This window comes from Streptococcus sp. Marseille-Q7156, assembly GCF_965119495.1.
This window is the reverse complement of sequence record NZ_CBCPLU010000001.1, coordinates 145,744-167,240: the sequence shown is the minus strand read 5'-3', so window position 1 is coordinate 167,240 and position 21,497 is coordinate 145,744. Positions and strand designations below refer to the sequence as shown.

19 protein-coding genes are annotated in these 21,497 nt (G+C 38.5%); 4 read left to right on the top strand and 15 right to left on the bottom strand.

What is annotated here, in order from left to right; genetic code table 11:
- Positions 1 to 26: 26 nt before the first annotated feature.
- Complete coding sequence (mutS, locus tag ACWPV5_RS00835; protein ID WP_454381976.1) at positions 27 to 2,561, bottom strand: DNA mismatch repair protein MutS; 2,535 nt, start codon at positions 2,559 to 2,561, stop codon at positions 27 to 29.
- A gap of 50 nt (positions 2,562 to 2,611) precedes the next feature.
- Positions 2,612 to 3,058: an arginine repressor gene (argR, locus tag ACWPV5_RS00830; RefSeq protein WP_001231476.1), complete on the bottom strand. Its 447-nt coding sequence runs from the start codon at positions 3,056 to 3,058 to the stop codon at positions 2,612 to 2,614.
- 135 nt (positions 3,059 to 3,193) lie between these two features.
- Between argR and argS the strand changes: the two genes are divergently transcribed.
- Together argS and ACWPV5_RS00820 are read left to right on the top strand one after the other, a co-directional pair.
- Positions 3,194 to 4,885, top strand: a complete 1,692-nt coding sequence (argS, locus tag ACWPV5_RS00825) for an arginine--tRNA ligase (RefSeq protein WP_454381975.1) — start codon at positions 3,194 to 3,196, stop codon at positions 4,883 to 4,885.
- Positions 4,886 to 5,387: 502 nt separating this feature from the next.
- Positions 5,388 to 5,633: a hypothetical protein gene (locus tag ACWPV5_RS00820; RefSeq protein ID WP_049532292.1), complete on the top strand. Its 246-nt coding sequence runs from the start codon at positions 5,388 to 5,390 to the stop codon at positions 5,631 to 5,633.
- Positions 5,634 to 5,775: 142 nt separating this feature from the next.
- On the opposite strand, the gene ACWPV5_RS00815 is transcribed toward ACWPV5_RS00820, so the two are convergent.
- The 7 genes from ACWPV5_RS00815 to ACWPV5_RS00785 form a co-directional block, all read right to left on the bottom strand.
- Positions 5,776 to 6,084, bottom strand: a complete 309-nt coding sequence (locus ACWPV5_RS00815; RefSeq protein ID WP_061425748.1) for a hypothetical protein — start codon at positions 6,082 to 6,084, stop codon at positions 5,776 to 5,778.
- 3 nt (positions 6,085 to 6,087) lie between these two features.
- A complete protein-coding gene (locus tag ACWPV5_RS00810; protein ID WP_061425749.1) occupies positions 6,088 to 7,671 on the bottom strand; it encodes an ATP-binding cassette domain-containing protein in 1,584 nt (527 codons plus the stop codon).
- Positions 7,672 to 8,167: 496 nt separating this feature from the next.
- Positions 8,168 to 8,584, bottom strand: a complete 417-nt coding sequence (locus ACWPV5_RS00805) for a hypothetical protein (protein ID WP_061425750.1) — start codon at positions 8,582 to 8,584, stop codon at positions 8,168 to 8,170.
- Between the two features lie 10 nt (positions 8,585 to 8,594).
- The gene (locus ACWPV5_RS00800) at positions 8,595 to 9,209 is read right to left on the bottom strand and encodes a CPBP family intramembrane glutamic endopeptidase (RefSeq protein WP_231075183.1); all 615 of its coding nucleotides are present in this window, start codon (positions 9,207 to 9,209) and stop codon (positions 8,595 to 8,597) included.
- Between the two features lie 2 nt (positions 9,210 to 9,211).
- Positions 9,212 to 10,366: an ABC transporter permease gene (locus ACWPV5_RS00795; RefSeq protein WP_061425752.1), complete on the bottom strand. Its 1,155-nt coding sequence runs from the start codon at positions 10,364 to 10,366 to the stop codon at positions 9,212 to 9,214.
- On the bottom strand, positions 10,356 to 11,036 hold the full coding sequence (locus ACWPV5_RS00790) for an ABC transporter ATP-binding protein (RefSeq protein WP_000891279.1): 681 nt from the start codon (positions 11,034 to 11,036) through the stop codon (positions 10,356 to 10,358). The genes ACWPV5_RS00795 and ACWPV5_RS00790 overlap by 11 nt, the downstream gene beginning before the upstream one ends.
- Before the next feature lie 349 nt (positions 11,037 to 11,385).
- A complete protein-coding gene (locus ACWPV5_RS00785) occupies positions 11,386 to 12,306 on the bottom strand; it encodes a helix-turn-helix domain-containing protein (protein ID WP_061425753.1) in 921 nt (306 codons plus the stop codon).
- Positions 12,307 to 12,512: 206 nt separating this feature from the next.
- Here ACWPV5_RS00785 and ACWPV5_RS00780 point away from each other — a divergent pair, with 206 nt between their 5' ends.
- The gene (locus ACWPV5_RS00780) at positions 12,513 to 13,529 is read left to right on the top strand and encodes an NAD(P)H-dependent glycerol-3-phosphate dehydrogenase (RefSeq protein ID WP_454381974.1); all 1,017 of its coding nucleotides are present in this window, start codon (positions 12,513 to 12,515) and stop codon (positions 13,527 to 13,529) included.
- A 21-nt stretch (positions 13,530 to 13,550) separates the two neighbouring features.
- Entirely contained in the window at positions 13,551 to 14,450 is a 900-nt protein-coding gene (galU, locus tag ACWPV5_RS00775; RefSeq protein ID WP_219967261.1) for a UTP--glucose-1-phosphate uridylyltransferase GalU, read from the top strand.
- A gap of 207 nt (positions 14,451 to 14,657) precedes the next feature.
- On the opposite strand, the gene ACWPV5_RS00770 is transcribed toward galU, so the two are convergent.
- The 6 genes from ACWPV5_RS00770 to pbp1b all read right to left on the bottom strand — a co-directional run bounded on the left by ACWPV5_RS00770 (position 14,658) and on the right by pbp1b (position 21,451).
- A complete protein-coding gene (locus ACWPV5_RS00770; protein WP_454381973.1) occupies positions 14,658 to 15,332 on the bottom strand; it encodes a rhomboid family intramembrane serine protease in 675 nt (224 codons plus the stop codon).
- A complete protein-coding gene (locus ACWPV5_RS00765) occupies positions 15,316 to 15,855 on the bottom strand; it encodes a 5-formyltetrahydrofolate cyclo-ligase (RefSeq protein ID WP_219967263.1) in 540 nt (179 codons plus the stop codon). The genes ACWPV5_RS00770 and ACWPV5_RS00765 overlap by 17 nt, the downstream gene beginning before the upstream one ends.
- A gap of 11 nt (positions 15,856 to 15,866) precedes the next feature.
- Positions 15,867 to 16,997, bottom strand: coding sequence for an N-acetyldiaminopimelate deacetylase (locus ACWPV5_RS00760; protein ID WP_219967264.1), 1,131 nt, complete (start codon positions 16,995 to 16,997; stop codon positions 15,867 to 15,869).
- Positions 16,998 to 17,064: 67 nt separating this feature from the next.
- Positions 17,065 to 17,763 (bottom strand): 2,3,4,5-tetrahydropyridine-2,6-dicarboxylate N-acetyltransferase, encoded by a 699-nt coding sequence (gene dapD / locus ACWPV5_RS00755; RefSeq protein ID WP_454381972.1) that lies wholly within the window; start codon positions 17,761 to 17,763, stop codon positions 17,065 to 17,067.
- A 228-nt stretch (positions 17,764 to 17,991) separates the two neighbouring features.
- Positions 17,992 to 18,903, bottom strand: coding sequence for a DMT family transporter (locus ACWPV5_RS00750; RefSeq protein ID WP_454381971.1), 912 nt, complete (start codon positions 18,901 to 18,903; stop codon positions 17,992 to 17,994).
- A gap of 82 nt (positions 18,904 to 18,985) precedes the next feature.
- A complete protein-coding gene (gene pbp1b / locus ACWPV5_RS00745; RefSeq protein ID WP_261026622.1) occupies positions 18,986 to 21,451 on the bottom strand; it encodes a penicillin-binding protein PBP1B in 2,466 nt (821 codons plus the stop codon).
- Positions 21,452 to 21,497: the final 46 nt, after the last annotated feature.

Sequence of the window (21,497 nt, the reverse complement as noted above, 5' to 3'; positions counted from 1 at the left end):
AGCTAGAATGACTAGTAATTTTCTCTTTATAGTTTCTGTTTTAACTCTACTAAGACATTCATAGCCTGCATAGGTGTCATATTGTAAACATCCAGTTTAGACAATTCTGCTAGGATAGGATGCTCTTCTGCTGTATCAAAGAGTGAAATCTGTTCAGTGACGGCACTTGTTTGTCTCATGGGAGCAGGACTTTCTGTTCCTTGACTCTCTAGCTGAGTCAAAATCTTATCCGCCCTTGCTAAAAGGTCTGCTGGCAAACCAGCAATCTTGGCAACATGGATACCATAGGATTTATCGGCTGGTCCTGGTTCAATCTTGTGAAGGAAGGTGACCTGCCCATCCTGCTCCAAGGTTGCCACGTGGACATTGACCAAGTGTTCCAAGCTGGACTCCAGACTAGTCAACTCATGGTAGTGGGTAGCAAAGAGGGTCTTGGCTCCAATATGCTCATGGATGTATTCGATGATAGACTGAGCAAGAGCCATCCCGTCATAAGTTGCAGTTCCACGACCTAACTCATCAAAAAGAATCAAGGAATTTTTGGTCGCATGCGAAATGGCATTGTTGGCCTCCATCATCTCCACCATGAAGGTTGATTGACCTGAAACCAAGTCATCTGCTGCTCCGATACGGGTAAAGATCGCATCAAAAATCGGTAAACGGGCGCTTTCTGCTGGCACATAAGAACCCAACTGGGCCATAACTGCCGTCATGGCTAACTGACGCATATAGGTTGACTTCCCGCTCATGTTTGGCCCTGTAATCAGTTGGATACTGGTATCTTCTGCCATCTGAATCGTATTGGGAATATAGGTCTGAGCCCCCATGACCTTTTCAACGACAGCATGACGCCCTTTCTGGATATCAATTCGCGAATCATCTCCGAATTCAGGTCGAATCAAATGCTGGGTTTCAGCAACAACTGCCAGACTTTGCAAGACATCAACGGTCGCAATTCCTTGAGCTAAAGCCTGCAAACGCTGGATGTACTTGCTGACTTCCTCACGGATACGCATAAAGATTTCATACTCTAGGGTGGCTGACTTCTCACGCGCCTCCAGCATGTCGCCTTCGATACGAGCTAATTCCTCGGTACCGAAGCGTTCTGAGTTTTTCAGCGTCGCCTTGCGGAAAAAGTGGGCAGGTACATTTCCCAGTTGAGAATTGGTCACATGGAAATAGTAGCCATCCTTTTTATTGTAGTCAATCTTAAGCGTGCTGATACCAGAGTTTTCGCGTTCCTTAGCCTCAATCTCAGCAATCCAGCCAGTCCCTTCTCTGAGAACGCGACGGTACTTGTCTAAAGTCTCATCAAATCCAGTTCGGATAATACCACCTTCTGTAATCACATGAGGAGCTTCAGGAGCAATCGCTGCGCTAATCAAACTCTCCAACTCAGGAATTCCATCCAGTTGTTCGATGAGATAGGCTAGAGCAGGTTGCTCCATCCCTTCTAAAATCGCACGAATCCGTGGCACACTGGACAAGGTAGTCGCCAGCTGCAGGAGATCCTTAGGATTGGTTTTTCCAAAAGAAACCCGACTAGCCAAACGTTCGATGTCATAAACACCCTTGAGACTGTCTGTCAAATCACTACGCTCAAAGAAATGGTCGAGAAAGACCTGCACCACTTCTTGACGTTGGATGATTCGTTCCTTATCAATCAAGGGGCGATGAATCCAAGAACGCAAGAGACGCATGCCCATAGCCGTCTTGGTTTCATCCAAAAGCCAGAAAAGACTGCCTTGCTTCTTGCCCGAACGAGCATTTTCAACCAAATCCAGACTAGTCTTGGTCGCATAATCCATCTGCAAGAAATCCTTGATTTCATAGCGGATAACAGGCTTGAGGTGGTTCAATTCCCTCATCTGTGTCCGATGAACATACTGGAGCAATTTACTAGACGCCGCTTGCTCCACAGCTGCCAATCGTGAATCCAGTAAATGAAGGTCTTCAAAGCCTTCTTTTTCATAGGAAAGTACCAGATTCATCTGACGACTAAGGATTTGTTCCTCTTCCTCAGACAAGTCATAGCCCAGCACCACTTCTCGCGCCTTGAGATTGCGGATTTCCCCACAAACCAGCGTGAAATCCAAAAGACCTGTCACATAAAAGTCTCCGGTCACCAAGTCCATATAAGCTAGGCCAAATTGATTGCCATCTCGATCTATAGCAACCAAGAAGTTGTTCTGACTGTCTGGCTTACTGCTGTCGACCACTGTCCCTGGCGTAATGACCTGAACAACCTCTCGTTTCACAACCCCAACTGCTTGTTTAGGATCTTCCATCTGCTCTGCGATAGCTACCTTATAACCCTGCTCAATCAAGATATCGATATACTGTTGTGCAGAATGATAGGGAACACCCGCCATAGGAATCGGATTGTCCGCATTCTTGTTGCGACTCGTTAAGGAAATTTCCAGAATCTGCGCAGCATTGACCGCATCCTCATAAAATAATTCATAAAAATCACCCATCCGAAAGAGCAAAAAAGCATCTGGATATTGCTTTTTAATATCCACATACTGTTGCATGCCGGGTGATAGCTTTTCTGTCGCCATTTTCCGTCTCTCCTTGTCAAAAATAAGTCTTGAGAGCAACTCCCAAGACCTTACTTATCTTTCATCAAATCTAGCAAACGATCTTCCATGAGTTTGGCAACGTGCTGGTCTCGACAAATAACCAATAAGGTATTGGCACCAGCAACTGTTCCTAAAATCCATTCATCCTTGTTTGCATCTACAATATTTGCCAAAACAGAGGCTTCGCCCAATTTGGTATGAAGCACCAAGGTAAACTCTGCTCTTGCAACACCTTCTAAATGATGAGACAAAAATTCCACCAAATCAATCTTTTCTGTCTCATTTGCTAGTACATAATACACCATATCATTTTTCTTGACCTTGGTCAAGCCGATTTCGCGCAAATCACGAGACAGAGTTGTCTGCGTCACAAAAACATTGTGCGCCTCCAACCGATCTTGAATTTCTTTTTGTGTACTTAATTTCTCCTCAGTAATCATTTTTTTTATTAACTGATGACGATCTCTTTTTCTCATAAAATCCTCTTATGTGAATATTTATAACTATTTTTATAACTATATTATACCAAAAAAATAGGAGATTTCAAAAATTTTTTCTTCTTTCTTTAAAATTGTGATAAAATAGTAGAAAAGTCCAAAAAGGAGCTCTTAATGAATACAAAAGAATTGATTGCTAGCGAATTGGCTAGCGTCATTGATAGCCTAGACCAAGAGGCTATTTTAAATTTACTGGAAACCCCTAAAAACTCAGAAATGGGAGACATTGCTTTCCCTGCTTTTTCTCTTTCAAAAGTCGAACGTAAAGCACCTCAAATGATTGCTGCTGAACTGGCTGAAAAAATTAACAGTCAAGCCTTTGAAAAGGTTGTTGCAACAGGACCTTACGTTAACTTTTTCCTTGATAAATCTGCCATCTCTGCTCAAGTATTGCAAGCTGTTATCACTGAAAAAGAACACTATGCTGATCAAAATATTGGTAAACAAGAAAATGTTGTTATCGACATGTCTAGTCCCAATATCGCTAAACCATTCTCTATTGGTCACCTGCGCTCAACTGTTATCGGAGATAGCTTGTCACATATTTTCCAAAAAATCGGTTATCAAACGGTCAAGGTCAACCATTTGGGAGACTGGGGTAAACAGTTTGGGATGCTGATTGTTGCCTACAAAAAATGGGGCGACGAAGAAGCTGTAAAAGCTCATCCAATTGATGAACTTCTTAAACTCTATGTCCGCATCAACGCTGAAGCCGAAAATGACCCTAGCTTGGATGAAGAAGCACGCGAATGGTTCCGTAAACTTGAAAATGGAGACGAGGAAGCTCTCGCTCTTTGGCAATGGTTCCGTGATGAAAGTTTGGTGGAATTTAACCGTCTTTACAATGAATTGCAAGTCGAATTTGACAGCTACAACGGAGAAGCCTTCTACAACGATAAGATGGATGCAGTTGTAGACATTCTTTCTGAAAAAGGCCTTCTTGTTGAATCAGAAGGTGCCCAAGTTGTGAATCTTGAGAAATATGGAATTGAGCATCCAGCCCTCATCAAGAAATCTGATGGTGCAACTCTCTATATCACACGTGACTTGGCTGCAGCCCTTTACCGTAAAAATGAATACCAATTTGCCAAATCTATCTATGTCGTTGGCCAAGAACAATCTGCCCACTTTAAACAGCTCAAAGCTGTCTTGCAAGAGATGGGTTACGACTGGAGTGAAGACATTACTCATGTTCCTTTTGGCTTGGTTACAAAAGAAGGGAAGAAACTCTCTACTCGTAAAGGGAATGTCATCTTGCTAGAGCCTACAGTTGCAGAGGCTGTTAGCCGTGCCAAAGCCCAAATTGAAGCTAAAAATCCTGAACTTGAAAATAAAGACCAAGTAGCGCATGCTGTTGGGGTTGGGGCCATTAAATTCTATGACCTTAAGACTGACCGTACAAATGGATACGACTTCGACCTAGAAGCTATGGTATCCTTCGAGGGTGAAACTGGACCTTATGTTCAATACGCCTACGCTCGTATCCAATCTATCTTACGCAAAGCCGATTTCAAACCAGAAACAGCTGGCAACTATAGCTTGAATGATGCTGAAAGCTGGGAAATCATCAAACTCATCCAAGACTTCCCACGTATTATCAACCGTGCAGCAGATAACTTTGAACCCTCTATCATTGCTAAATTTGCAATTAGCCTGGCTCAAGCCTTTAACAAATACTATGCACATACACGTATCCTAGACGAAAATCCTGAGCGCGACAGCCGTCTAGCCCTCAGCTACGCAACCGCAGTCGTTCTAAAAGAAGCCCTTCGCTTGCTTGGAGTAGAAGCGCCAGAGAAGATGTAAATCACCAAAGTTACTTGATTGCAAAGCAATCTAAGTAACTAACGCCAAATCCTATTCGGACTTTGGCTAGGCGCTTCACTAGTTTTAGGACATAAATATGATCGATTTATGTCCTAAAACGTCGTAATCTTAAAGTTATTGGAACTAAAGTTCCTAATTGTTAGACGCTAGCCGCTTATATGCGGACTAGCTAACTGCTTCACTAGTCATGGTCTCTAAATATAATCGATTTAGAGACCATGACGTCGTAATCAGGGACACTTGCCTAAACGCTTTACTAATTCATCTAACCCAATAATATCGATTTGGTTTGGTTCATGTCGTAATATTTTAAATTACTTGATTGCAAAGCAATCTAAGTAACTAATACTAAAGCCTATACGGACTTTGGCTTAGAGGCCTATCAAAAATCTTATCAAGTTTTGCTGACTTGTTCTGCTATTTTGAATTGACTAATTCGATTTACTCACTACTATTTCTTTATCATACAGGGAGATTTCCTATGAGCCAATATGCTTATATCCTCGTTGTGATTAGCTTGGTGTTCCTTTTTCTGCTCAACAAGTACGAGAAGGAGAGACTGCAAAGGCTCTACCAAGAACAACTTTTGAAGGATGAAACATTTAGGACTGACATCAAGGAGAAAATTCACACGACTGAAAATATCAATGATGTCATTGCTTACATCAATAAAACTTATCATCTAGGAATGTTGCTATCAAAAGACATTACAGATCAATTGAAATAAAACGAGCTATTCTTTAAGAAATATCAAAACCGAGACTAAGAGTTTATCCCTTCATCTCGGTTTTTAGTATGTTCAATTGAAACAAGTGTTGAAAACTTGTTGTAGCAATTCTAATATAAGGATGGATAGACTTTCAAAAATATCATTTACAAATATTTTTAAAGAAATCAAACTTCCTATACTTACTATTCTTATAGACTGTTAAATCAACATCCTCTACAACTTCTTTCACATCTATATTGACATCATAGGGCAAAGAAAGAAAATCTAAATTATAAAATTCTGTACTCATCTCTTTTAAAATAAGAAGGTCTAACAAGTATCCCTCCACTCTGATTTCAACTTGAATTGTCTTAGACATGAAATTTTTTAGAATCATAAAGTCCTTTACTTGCTTTCTATTAGAACCGACATACTCAAATCTTTTTCGTTCAAAAATAATTTTCTCCAAATGTTACACCATTTCAATAACATAGTCTTTTTTATTATAATAATCATTAGTATGACTAACAATTATTAAAATAGAATTGTTGAATCTATCTCTAAACATTTTGTCAATCTTCATAGAGTTTACTTTATCTAAATGTGCAAAAGGTTCATCCAGTACAACTATTTCAGAATCTTGTTTTAAGTATTCTCTAGCTAGTCCTAGTCTAGATATTTGTCCCTTGGAAAGAGTGTTTTCTGTAACTATTAAATTAAGTATATCTTCATCTTTTAGCTCCTCGCATAATCCAAATTTATTCAATACATCTAATATTTCTGTATCAGCTATATGACGAGAATAAGATAAGTTTTCCCTTATTGATCTATTTACTAATAGCTGTTGTTGACTTTGATAATAAGCAATCCGATTATATAGTATAGCCTCACTCTTTAAAGTTACTTTAATTGATCCTTCACTAAAATGTACTAATCCTAAAATTGAATTTAATAACGTTGTTTTACCAACACCAGAAGATCCTTTTAGCTGATAGACTTTTCCTTCATCTAAACACAACGATTTTATAAATGTTTTATTAAAAGGATTAGAGTAATTTAAAATTTCTATTTTTGTTCTCTCGCCTAGCTGAGGATATATCGCTTGTTCTGAATTTGAAGGCAAATGATAAAATCTATTCATGTATTCTAGCATGATTTCCTTGCTTTTATTTATACCAGTTAATTCATCAGAAATAGCTAGTAATGGTGCTACTAATTGAAAACAATACATAATATATAAAGTAATAGAAGATAGTTGTGCGACACCTGATTTTATGTCATTGACAATTATACATAGTACTAATAATACTAATAGAATAAACAATAATTGATGACCCATCTGATTCAATATTCCAAATCTCAAAGTCGTCATTGATAATCGATAAATTTCTTGAACAGAATTTTTTATAAATTCAAACTCTCTCTCGATTGTATTGTTGACTTTTATTAATCCCAACCTCCCAAGTATATCCGAAAGTTGTTGATTAGTTTGTGATAGAAATTCTTGAAATCGTATTTGAATTTGAGATAATATTTTTCCAGACACAATTGAATAACAAACAACTATAAAAATCCCTGAGATAATAAGTATAGTTATTTTGAAATTTAAATAAAATAATATAATTATAGTTAAACTGACTTGAAGAGTATTAGTTATTAAAGTAGGAAGCTGTCTTGAAATCAAGTCAGAAAAGAATCCTGGATTATAAATTACCCTACTTGCCCAAGTCGTGCTCTCTAGATTAAAAACTTCGGACTGTAAAAGTGATAGGGCACTCTCCTTTCGTAGTTGTAAAATTATATATTCTCCAATTTTACCCAGAACATACAGAGACACATACATGATTATACTCTGTAAGAAAAATAGTAAAACAAGAATTATCATATCATTAAAATTAAAATTCTCAAATTTTTGAAATAATAAATTTAATTGAGTCGGTAAAAATAGACCTATTCCAGCGGAAACAGTCGCTAAGAAAACACTCAGTCCCCATAATAGTCGCTCTTTCAAACCAACATAAAAGTATATTTTTTTCAGTAAATCTATGGTAGTCATATTATCCCTCTAATACACATTTTCATCAAATTTTAAATTAAAAAATAGGCATATCTTTTTTTTTACAAACAAGACGTACCTATTTTTAAATGTTTAAATATTCTTACATATTAGGATTTTACTTTACCATTTCTATAGTAAGTCGTGTGCGTGTAGGCACCCCAAAACCATTGAGTTGTCAATTTTTTAAATAACTTAAACATCAGCTCTCACCTCCTTTCAATAATGTAAAATCAAAATACTATGATTTCTTTTTACCATTTCTATAATAAGTCGTATGTGTATAAGCACCCCAAAACCATTGAGTTGTCAATTTTTTAAATAACTTAAACATCGGCTCTCACCCCCCTTCAATAATATAAAATCAAAATACTATGATTTCTTTTTACCGTTTCTATAGTAAGTCGTGTGTGTGTAAGCACCCCAAAACCATTGAGTAGTTAACTTTTTAAATAACTTAAACACCATCTCTCACCTCCTTTCAATGATTAATTCATTAAAATTTCCCTTGTTTAATTCTTCCAAAAATTTTTGAAATAGTGTAAATAAAAGCTCCTAGTAAAAATTCCTGCAAGAAAAATCCAAGATAAGTTCCTAACTGTAAATTTCTATTAAATGTAAAAACGGAAGTTTCAGATTGAATCGTATTTTGTTCTATAAGCGTCATAGGAGTAACTCTGAAAATTCCAAACATCATTAAGGTATAGATTATTCCAAAAATAATTAATAACACCCAGCTGTGCTTACTTCTAGAAGAAATACTTCCCGATAACAAAGCTAACAATATTGACGGTATAATTTGTACAAATAGCATAAATTGAAAAATGTTAAGATTCTCTAATACTATAAAACATGTTGAAAATTCTACAATTAATAAACAAGAAAATATTTTATCTATTTTTGTCAGTCTCATTTTATCTCCCTTATATAAAATCTAACATAATATTCCATAACGCATGGATAGTTGTCGGCAAAAAGATACTGTCTGTTTTACTTCTAATCCCATACAATACGATTGAAATAGGAACTCTATAAATTAAATTTTCTAAAATAATTCCATCCATATGCCCTAAATAACTAAATATCAAGCTCTGAATTAAACATATTATAAAAAAATTACTGCATAATTTCTTTAGTATTTCAGGGACTAACAAGCGATATACAAACTCTTCCTCCCAAGCGATTATAAAATTTACTAGAATAAAAAACAATATGTAAATGATTGAATTATAGTCTGTTGTATATAGAAATACAAATATTGTTATTAAAGTAATCTGAAGAATATAAAGGCCAACTTGTTTGTAGGATATAAATTGTTTAACCCTTATATTTATTAACTTTCCTTTCTCCAATATCCACCATAATAATAGTGATGTTCCCGCAAATAAGATTCTTTCTCCTAGCATCATTTTTAACATGCCTGCTCTGTCTAGTAAAAGAGCTATAATAGCATCTCCCAGCATAATTGATAATAGTGGAAAAAATGCTACAGATATGAGTACAATAATAATTTCAAATTTTCTTAGATTACTATCCATCATTACCTTAGACCTTCAATAACATTTTTATTTGCTGCAACCATTGCAGGCATAATACTAAATACAATTCCAAATACACCCGTTGTGAATAGAGTAATCAAAATATGATCCAGAGTTAATGTCGTAACAAAACCACTCATGTTCATTAAAACAACAAATAATGTCGCTACTCCAATACCAGTTATAGCTCCCAGAAGCGATAAAAGAATCCCCTCCATCATATATGATTGATAAATATCAGATTTTTTAGCTCCCAAAGCTCGACGAATGGCTATCTCCTTACTACGTTCGCTAACAGAAGACAACATAGCATTCATAACCCCAAAACCAGCTACAAAAATTGAAATACTTGATAAAAGTGCAATGAAATTTAATATTGTAGTAGCTTGGGCCTTTGTTTCCTCATATACCCTTCTATTATCTATATATCCATAAGTTCCTTCCTTGCGGAATATTCCATAAGTATCTAAAGCAGATAAAGCCTTATTAATATTCTCCAACTGATTAGTTTCTACTACTAATTCATCAAAATATTCCCTTCCTCCTAAAAGTAACTCTTTGATTTCATTGGTAACCAATAAAGAAGGTAATCTTTCATTAACAGCTGATCCATAATATATTGCCTGAATTGGATATTCTTTTCCAGATATATTGATAGTCTCTCCTAAAAAAGTTTCAATATTTTCCTTTCGAGTCAATGACATGAGAGCCTTATCGCTAATAGCGACACCGCCATCTAGTTCCTCTAATGCTCTTCCTTTTAATAAAGCAGGCACAACTAAACCATTCTTATTCAAATCGCCCAATGTTCGAAAACTAAGATTCTGCTTAGAATCATTAAAATACGTTTCAGCATACAAGGCATAAGAGCTGGAAGAAAGTCTTGCAGGTTTTCCAATAGTTTGCTCAATCAATTGTTTATCTTCCTGTGTAAACCCTCTAATATCCAACATATTCTGAGGAGTATAAGTCATTGTTGCTGTGTCTTCTTCTATCTTTAAATCATTACCTAATGTAGAAGTTGTATAGGAAGAACTTGATAGTATTACTAATAAAACAAATGTTGCCACTGTGATGGCTAAGGACGTCAGAATGCTTTGTCTTTTATTCCTCTTTAACAGCTTTAGAGTATCTATTAACAGCTTTTTAAACTTCATGTAATCCTTCTCCTTCAGATGTTAGATACCCATTTTTCATTCGATACCTTGTTCTACAATGACTGGCAACAAACTCATCGTGAGTTACTACAATAATTGTCGTTCCAGAATGATTCAAATTTTGTAGAATTTGCAATATCTCATTCCTATTTTTCTCATCTAATGCACCTGTAGGTTCATCCGCTATAAGAAATCTAGGTTTATGAGCAAGAGCTCTAATTAAAGCAACTCGTTGCTTCTGTCCGCCTGATAAATGACTTGGGTACTCATTCATCTTATCTATAAGTCCTAAGTCTTGTAATAAACTATCAATGTATTCTATATCTGGCTGTTGGTCAGAATATAGGAATGATAATAAAATATTTTCTTTAACAGTATATTCATCAATAAGATGAAATTGTTGAAAAACAAATCCAATATCACGATTACGGTAACTTGCTTGTTGATTTTCATTTAACTTCTCAATACTTTTTCCGTCTAATATATATTCTCCTTCAAATTCAGAATCAATCAGTCCCAAAATATTGATAAATGTCGATTTGCCCGAACCTGATGGTCCCATTATCGATACAAATTCTCCTTCAACTACCTTAAAATTTATTTCTCTTAAGACATTATTTTTTAGCGTCCCTTGTCCGTAACTTTTACTAATATTTTTTAGTTCTAACATAGACCTTCCCATTCTATCTTTATTATTTATAAATCCAAAAAATGGCAACAACTAGCACTAACATATTTTCTCTCCTTATTTTTTCTACAGGATTATTATACTTCTATGTTACACATTCTCCAAGGTCATAAATGTCACTAATTTCAACAACTTATCTACTAATGAGTACTCAATTAGTATAAAAAGAAACTAGATACGAACTCAATCTAAGGGAAAAACATAATAACTCTTTAAATGATAAAACGCATAATATCAAGTTTTTAAACACCTGATATCATGCGTTTTTATGATTTCGAAAACTTTCTCTCGGTCTTTTTAACTAGTGACATTTTTGTCACTTTTTTATTTTCTAATGTTTATTTTTAAAAAAATCCTGGAGGTCATGTTGCCATTGTTTTTCTAGCTGTTCTATCAAATGACTATTATCAATCATTCTAGCAAATATTTTTGCTTCTTGAAAATAATTTTCAGCTACTGAATAATCTTTTTTTACAAATAATGCATAGCGCCATTCCCATAGTCGAATAATTGGTTTTTTCTGATAGTCATATGATTTTGAGGTAATTTCATTTAATTTGTAAAGAATATCTTCAAATTGACTGTAATTAGCAATTTTTTCAAATATTCCTAACAACAAAAGTAATGAATCTCTGATTAGAAATGAATATTCAATATCAAACATCTCAACTTGTTGTAAAATTTTATCAGCTATTGCTAAGAAGGTATTCACTTCAATCTCATCTATTATTGTATCTTGGTGTACTAATCTTACCAAAAATAGCTTTATGATTAAAATATCGTTAACTTCATATTTTGATTTCAACAAAATGTGATCGAAATACTCTTGTAAAATCATTCCTAAATTGCTATCATCATTCCACCAACCAAAATCATCATATGCTTGTAAAACATCTATGATAAACCTTTCTTCCTCAGGAAGTCTATCATAATATTCTTCAAAAATCTTATCAAAAACACTCTCTTTCTTTTGGGCGATAGTTTCATCTTCGTATGTAGGAGTCCTCATCAAGAAATACTTCAATTCTAGATATTCCTTATCCAACTCTATATAACTTGGCATCAACTTGTAATCTTCAACCCCCAAACGTTCAGCGATATATTTTAACTTTGTTAGTGTTGGTCTAGATTCTCCATTTTCAATTCTAATTAATTGACGAATACTTAATTCAGACTCATCACCACAAAATTCTGAACGACTGATTTTTTTAGCCAAACGTAATCTTTTAATTTTTTCGCCAAACTCTCGCAACCTACAAGAACCTCCTGAGTTGTTTACCTCTATTATAGCATATACTGAATCAAACTATCTGTCAGAACTAAAGACTAAGAGTTTAATACTGAGTCTCGGTTTTTGTGTATTTTTCAAGTAACAAAGCCACCACTCCCCAGCAATGCAAGTGCAAAATCCCCTAGAATGTGATAAAATAAAAAGAGAACTCTATCAAGGAGGAAAACATGGAAAAACAAACCGTCGCCGTCTTGGGGCCTGGTTCTTGGGGAACTGCCCTTTCACAAGTCTTAAATGACAATGGACACGAGGTACGTATTTGGGGAAATCTTCCCGAGCAAATCAATGAAATTAATACACACCATACTAATAAACAATACTTTAAAGATGTCGTTCTAGATGAAAATATCATTGCCTACAGCGACTTATCAGAGGCACTGAAAGATGTAGATGCGATTTTGTTTGTTGTCCCAACAAAAGTGACACGACTTGTTGCCCAACAAGTTGCAAAAACCTTGGATCATAAGGCTATCATCATGCACGCTTCAAAGGGATTAGAGCCTGATAGCCATAAACGATTATCAACCATTCTTGAAGAAGAAATTCCTGAACATCTCCGTAGTGATATCGTCGTTGTTTCAGGACCTAGTCATGCGGAAGAAACCATTGTACGTGACCTGACTTTAATCACTGCTGCTTCTAAAGATTTACAAACAGCTCAATACGTTCAGGAACTCTTTAGCAATCACTACTTCCGACTTTATACCAATACGGATGTTATCGGGGTTGAAACTGCTGGTGCTCTTAAAAATATTATTGCTGTCGGTGCTGGAGCCTTACATGGTTTGGGATTTGGTGACAATGCTAAGGCAGCCATCATCGCTCGAGGCTTGGCAGAAATTACCCGCTTAGGAGTAGCACTCGGTGCCAGTCCATTGACCTATAGTGGCTTATCTGGTGTGGGAGATTTGATCGTAACGGGAACTTCCATCCACTCTCGTAACTGGAGAGCTGGAGATGCCCTTGGTCGTGGAGAATCCCTAGCTGATATCGAAGCCAATATGGGCATGGTAATTGAAGGAATTTCAACAACTCGAGCAGCCTATGAACTAGCGCAAGAACTTGGAGTCTATATGCCCATTACACAGGCCATTTACCAAGTTATTTACCACGGAACCAATATTAAAGATGCCATTTATGACATCATGAACAATGAATTTAAAGCAGAAAATGAGTGGTCTTGACCCTCTAAAGAAAGGATTCTTATGACATCAAAAGTTAGAAAGGCAGTCATCCCTGCCGCTGGACTTGGAACTCGATTTTTACCAGCAACCAAGGCCCTTGCCAAAGAAATGTTGCCAATTGTAGACAAACCAACTATCCAGTTTATCGTGGAAGAAGCTCTCAAATCAGGTATTGAAGATATTCTAGTTGTCACTGGTAAATCAAAACGTTCTATTGAGGACCACTTTGACTCGAACTTTGAGCTTGAATACAATCTTAAGGAAAAAGGCAAAACGGATTTGTTAAAATTGGTAGATGAAGCAACTGGTATGCGCCTCCATTTCATTCGCCAAACTCACCCTCGCGGTCTTGGAGACGCTGTCCTACAAGCCAAAGCTTTTGTAGGGAATGAGCCCTTCGTTGTTATGCTGGGTGATGACCTTATGGACATCACAAATGAGAATGCCGTTCCTTTGACAAAACAACTGATGAATGATTACGAAAAGACACACGCATCAACCATTGCTGTCATGCCTGTACCACACGAAGACGTTTCATCATACGGGGTTATCGCTCCTCAGGGTGAAGGAAGTAATGGACTCTATAGCGTTGAAACTTTCGTAGAAAAACCAGCTCCCGAAGATGCACCAAGTGATTTGGCAATCATCGGTCGCTATCTACTCACACCTGAGATTTTTGATATCTTAGAAAATCAAACTCCTGGTGCTGGAAATGAAATCCAACTTACTGATGCTATTGATACGCTCAATAAAACACAGCGTGTTTTTGCCCGTGAATTTACAGGAGCTCGTTACGACGTTGGGGATAAGTTTGGCTTTATGAAAACATCTATTGACTACGCCCTCAAGCACCCACAAGTCAAAGATGCCTTGAAAAATTACCTCATCCAACTTGGAAAAGAATTGGCTGAGAAGGAATAATACTCTTCGAAAATCTCTTCAAACCACGTTAGCTTCACCTTGCCGTAGGTATGGTTACTGACTTCGTCAGTTCTATCTACAACCTCAAAGCAGTGCTTTGAGCAGCCTGCGGTTAGCTTCCTAGTTTGCTCTTTGATTTTCATTGAGTATAAAACAAAAAAAGATAAGGTTCAAAAAATGCCTTATCTTTTTTCATTACACAAATTTTCATCCCATTCCCTTGTAGAAAAGCAAGACTGCGAACCCTACGAACAAGACTACCGCTCCTAACCTCTGGATGGTATTATACATCCGTCTTTCTCCTCGAACTGGAAAGATAACTGCTAGAAATGCACCACCAACTGCTCCTCCGATATGGCCTGCCAGGCTGATGCCGGGAATCAGAACACTTCCAATAATATTAACCACAAAAAGTGTCAGATAAGATTGGCCCAACTGCTGGATATAAGGATTACGCGTAGCATAGCGAAGAACAATAATCGCAGCAAATAGCCCATAGAGAGAAGTAGAAGCTCCTGCTGCTAAGGATTTTGGACTAAACTCAAAAACAAATAGATTGCCCATCATTCCTGATAAGAGATAGAGAAAGAAAAACTGCTTAGAACCGAAAATCTCCTCTACTTGCCTACCAAGATAATAGAGCGAAAGCATATTAACAATGAAATGCTCCCACCCAATATGAACAAAAATGGCAGAGAAGAGACGCCAAATCTGCTCTGGAAAGAGACGAATGACAGGCCCATACATGGCTCCAAATCGAAATAATGTATCCGCCCTGTCAAAATTTCCACCTGTAGTCACCAACATTAGTAGAAATACCAAGGCCGTCACTAAGAGGAAGAAACTCGTCACAGGGTAACGCCTATCAAAGATTTCCTTCATCAATTAATACCTCCTGAACAGGAATATCATGCTTTTCAGGGATAAAGTCCTGAATTTGACAAGGATAAACCGTACTCAAAGTATGACCAGGAAAATGTTTCAGATAGCGGTCATAATAACCTCCACCGTATCCAATCCGATATCCCTCCGTCGTAAAAGCCAGACCAGGAACATGAATCAAATCAATCTGAGAGGCATCCACCACTTCCAAATCTCCCTGTGGTTCCAGTAAGCCAAAGGAAGTTTTTACCAACTGCTGTGGATCATAGACCACAAAGTCCATGCGCCCCTTGGGATAGGTTTTGGGTATCAGAACCTTCTTGCCGTCCTTCAACGCCTGCTCAATCAGTTCCTGCGTTTGAAACTCATGAGGAAAAGAGAGGTAGGTTGCGATGACCTTGGCTTCTTGGTAGAAGGGATGTTTCAAAAATTGATCCGTTAAAGCTTGATCCATAGCCTGTTTTTGCTCTTGAGATATCGCCTTCATTTCTTGCAAGACTTGCTTGCGTAATTCTGCTTTCATAGACAAACCCTCTACTCTACTGCCTTCTTTTTCAGGAAACTAGAGACCGCATCAACCCCAATAGCTAGTGCCTCTTCCTTGGGGCTCATCTGAGGATGATGAAGGGCGTAGGGACTATCGATACCCAGCCAGAACATAACGCCATCTACCTTCGAAAGAAGATAACCAAAGTCCTCACCTGTCATAGCAGGCTCGATATCAATCAACTCAATTCCCTCTTTTTCTTCAAAGAAATCCATCAGTTCACGCGCCAAGGCTGGATTGTTCTCAACAGGCAGATAACCACCTTGTTTGAGTTCCACTTCAACTTCCATATCAAAGGCAGCTGCAACTCCTTCTGCAACTGTTTTGACCCGCTTTTGCACCAAGAGACTCATGTCCTGTGTCAAGGCCCGAATAGTTCCATGCAAAAAGGCTGTATCTGTGATGACATTGTTGGTGGTTCCGGCTTGGAAAAGACCAAAGGTCACTACTGCTCCCTCGATTGGGTTGACATTTCGGCTAACCACTGACTGCACCTGGGTCACAAAGTAACTAGCCGCCACCAAAGCGTCATTAGCTTCATGTGGAAAAGCTGCGTGGCCACCTTTGCCTTTGAAACGGATCTTCACCTCGCAAGTTCCTGCAAAGAGTGTATGAGTATTAGTCGCAATCTGTCCAACCTTCAAATCTGGCCGAACATGGAGGCCATAAAACTGGTCTGGCAACCAGTCTCCAAAAGCGCCATCTTCATACATGAGCATGCCACCAGCTTCATTTTCTTCAGCAGGCTGAAACAGAAAGAGCAGATTATTCTTTGGTTGCTCCTCAAGGGCTCGCTCAAGACAGCCCAAAGCAATAGTCATGTGGAAATCATGGCCACAAGCATGCATACGACCTTGGTGCTGAGAGACGAAAGGAAGGCCTGTTTGCTCGATGATCGGCAGACCATCAATATCTGTTCTCCAACCAATAGTACGCTCTGGCTGACTTCCCTGCAAGTAAACCAAAATACCTGTCCGCCAAGTACGAACTTGAACAAAGTCCTTGCCTGCAGTCAATTTCTCAATCACATCTAGCAAATAAGCATGAGTCTTGAACTCCTCCAAGCCAATCTCTGGAATCTGGTGCAAATCTCGTCTAGTCTGAATCAAATCTAACATCTATCTGTCCTCCGATATAGCAGAAAGAGGCTGGAAGAAGGGTTCCGCCTCTTTATTACTTTTACAATTATAAGGTACGAAGCGCATCCTCTAGCGCTGTTTTTTGTTGGGTTTGGGCATCAATCTCTTTGATAATACGAGCTGGAACACCTGCTACTACCACGTTTTCTGGGACATCTTGGGTAACGATAGCTCCTGCTGCGACAACTGAACCACTACCGATTTGAACTCCTTCAATAACCACTGCATTAGCACCGATAAGAACATTGTCTCCAACACGGACTGGTTCTGCGCTAGCTGGCTCAATCACACCTGCAAGAACGGCACCTGCACCAACGTGACTGTTTTGCCCAACGATAGCACGACCACCAAGGATAGCCCCCATGTCAATCATGGTTCCTGTACCAATTTCAGCACCGATATTGATAACTGCTCCCATCATGATAACAGCATTGTCACCAATTTCAACCTGATCACGGATAATAGCACCTGGCTCGATACGAGCGTTGATAGCACGTTTATCTAGCAAAGGAACTGCAGAATTACGAGCATCTTGCTCAACAACATAGTCTTGATTTTCTACTAAACCATCGAGAAGCGGAGCCACGTCCTTCCAGTCTCCAAACAGGACATTTCCTAGTTTAACAACAGATCCAGGTACAGCAGTTGCGAGTTGTCCCTCAAAGGTTACTTTAACACTGGTTTTCTTTTCAGCATTGGCGATAAATTGGATAATTTCTTGAGCGTTCATTTTTGTGGCAGTCATAGGCGCCTCCTAGTTCATTTTAATGATACCTATTCTACCAAAAAAGACCTCAAATTTGAAGCCTTTTTGTTTGTTTTTAGGTATGATTTTTAGGGATGTGAGATAAAACGTGCTGTCGGTAAAAGCAAGCCCCTACCGATACAACCTAAAAACACTCTTCACAACTATCTCCCCGTGTTTTATTGACTATTCTAGTATAGCACACTTTTAGAATTAAGAAAAGACTTTTTATTTACTTTCTTTCGCTTCTTCTATCGATAGGAAAATCATGGGCAAAATAATCAAGGCCATAGCTAGAAGAAGGGACCAATCCACTACCAATCCTAAAAACAAAACACTCAAAAGGGCAGAAGAGAGAGGTTCACTGGCACTGATAACGGAAACCACCAAGGGAGAAACCAAAGACACAGCCTTCATGGAAATAAAAAAAGCAAAAGCCGTTCCAAAGAAAGCAATAGTGAGGCAAATCAAGATACTCCAAATATCAGGAGTAAAGGAAAGCTGATAAACCGGCGAGAGGATATTGCTAAATAAACCTGCCAAAATCATCCCCCACCCAACCGTCGGAACAAAACCATAACGCTTCGCAAAAGGTTGAGGTAAGATAACATTAAACATGACCCCCATGGCACTCAGCAAACCCGTCACAAGTGCTAGCGGTGTCATGGATAACTGAGAAAGATCCCCCTTTGTCGCCATCAGGCAAACACCCAACATGGCAACCAAAACATAAAAAATAGCGCTTTTTGACGCTCGTTTTTGATAAACCAAGCGATTGTAAAAGAGGATAAAGACAGGACTGATAAACTGTAAAATAGTTGCTGTCGCTGCATTTGAGTATTCTACACAGAGATAGAAAAAATACTGGACTGAGAAAATTCCCAAAATAGCATAGGCTAAAAAGGGTAGGTAATTTTTCTTGTCTCGCCAGATATCTAACACTTGCAATTTTAATTGCATTGCTGACCAAATGAGCACAAGACTCCCTGCCAATGTCAAACGCATAGAAGTAATCCAGCCAGAGGACACCTGATAATGAGTAAAGAAATACTCTCCTAGAATTCCACAGATTCCCCAGATTAAGCCGGATAAGAGCGAATAAATGGTTCCTTTAACAATCTTTTTCTGATACTGATTCATACCTTTATTGTAACACGAAAGGAAAAAAGAAAAAAGTGGCAATCCATTGATTAGCCACTTCATTTAGCACAGTTTATAGAACTTATCGTCTCGTCCTTGAAGAAGAAGGTCCAGTAGCGCTTGAATTGCTACTGTTGTTAGAACTACTACTTGAACTGCTGGAGCTTGATGGAGTTGGTAGACTCCCCACGATGCTAGACCAAGCATTCTGATAATCCGCATCACTTCCACCAATAGCAAAGTGATAGCTTGTCGTAGGAGCTCCCGCCTTATTAGCCCAATAGCTCGTTACAGTAGAACCTGTGACATCTACCTCTTTTCCTTCAACAGAAACCTTCCCTGGTTTTTGACCTGTTGATTTCAAGACTTCGGATTTTACGACACTAGGATCTAAAGCGAAGCGCTCGTTCCCCCAAATGCTTGGGGAGGCTTGCTGAATCGCATTTACCAGATGAGCCATGTAATTAGAGTTATTGGAATAACCTGCTCTACGTGACAGTGAATGATTATCATCATGCCCAATCCAGCCACCCAGAGTTAATCTAGGTGTCGAAAGCATGAGCCACATATTTTCGTCTTGGTTGGTTGTACCAGTCTTCCCAATCCAATCTGCATTAGCCAGAGTAGGATTTAAAGAAGTCAGATTCGTCTTGAAGGTTGTTGTCACACGAGAGGATAGAACTTCTCGCAACAAGCCCTGCATAATCGTCGCAGTAGCTTTTGAATAGACTTGAACTGGTTTATCCTGATATTCATACACCACTCTACCATCTGCTGTTTCAATTTTAGAAATTACATGTTTTTTATGATATAGACCATTATTTGCTAGGGTCTGATAGCCATTAGTATGCTGGGCAACTGTGACTTCAATACCACCACCCATTGGCAGGCTCTCAATCCCGTACTCAGGAATCTCGTAGCCCATCTTTTCCATATAACCTTTGACATCAACACCCTTTTCACGAAGCATACGATAGGTCCAGTAAGCCGGGATATTCCATGAATAGTTCAGAGCTTCTCCCAAGGTCATCATTCCTGTTCCCTTACTATTAGCATACATAATCGGATTGCCATTGGCAAAGTTTGTTGGATAGTTAGATAGAATCGTTTCGCTTCCCATCAAGCCCTGGTCAATAGCAATACCGTAGGCCAGCAAAGGCTTGGTAGTAGAAGCTGGTGAGCGCTTGGTATCAAAGGCATGATTGTTTTGATTTTCTTGATAATTGCGACCACCTACAAAGCCTAGAATAGCACCTGTTTGGTTGTCCATCAGGACATTCCCTACTTCTACACGACCTGTTCCATCGTCTAAAAGATAGCCATAGTCAGCAACCGCATTTTGCATGGCAGAATGAATTTTCTGGTCTATGGTAGTAGTAATTTTATAACCACCATTTTCAATTTCCTTGGATGCCAAATCGCGATAAAACTTCTGGGTTGCCTCATTTTTCAACTCCTTGGCGGAGACATTGTCTCTCTGAGCTAGATAATCATACATACGTTCTTGAGCTTCTGCCAAGGCTGTAAAGTATAAATAGCCTCGTGACACACCTGTGACTGTAGCTGAAGGGAGAAAGTCCTGTTTAAGATTGTAATCCTTATATTGAGAATACTCGTCTTTGCTTAAGGCACCTGTACGATACATACTGTAAAGAACTGCCTTAGCCCGTCTCAAGCCTATTTCTAAGTCTTCATCACTCTTCAACTCCCCAGTATTTTCATAAGGAGAATAGGTAATGGGACTCTGTGGAAGTCCTGCTAAAAATGCTGCTTGAGGAATAGTCAACTGACTTGCATCTACACCGAAAATCCCCTCAGCTGCCTGCTGAGCTCCTGCAATATTCTGCCCCTTATTATTTCGGCCAAAGGGAGCCACATTGAGATAGGTCGTTAAAATCTCATCTTTATTCATGGCGCGTTCCAAGGCAAGAGCATCCACAATCTCTGTCGCCTTACGAGCCAAGGTCGGCGCATCCCCAACCACCTGCTGTTTAATTAGTTGCTGGGTCAAGGTTGACCCCCCACTAGAGGAACCCAAACCTACAAATTTCCCCAAGGTCGCACGAATCACCGCCTTGGGCACTACACCCTTATGTTCTTTAAAGTGTTCGTCTTCCGTCGCAATGATAGCCTTCTTCAGATTTTCCGAAATTTGCTCAGATGAGATAGAAGTGCGCAACAAATCACTCTCTATGGAAGCAATCACCGTCCCATCCGCATAGGTAATCTCTGAAATAGAAGAAATGTCCTTGACCTGATGTACCAATTCTTCTGTCTGAGGCACCCGAACCTTGTCAAATAAGGCCACTCCGTACCCCAAGGCAATCCCAGCTCCCAACATTCCTCCTAGAAAACCGAGCACAAAGAGTAAGTTAAATAAGGCTTTTATACTCAGTAAAATAGCTGGAAAAATGGCTGGCCTATCTAGGGATTTAGATTTTTGGGCACTTGAGCCTTTCTTGCCAGGGCTAGCTGATTTTTTATGTTTTTGTTTTTGCTGGAAAAATTCCAGCATTTTTCGTTTTAATTCATTTAATTGATTTTGCATGGATTTCCTCACTCTATCTATTATACCACAAAAGGGAAACTTTCAA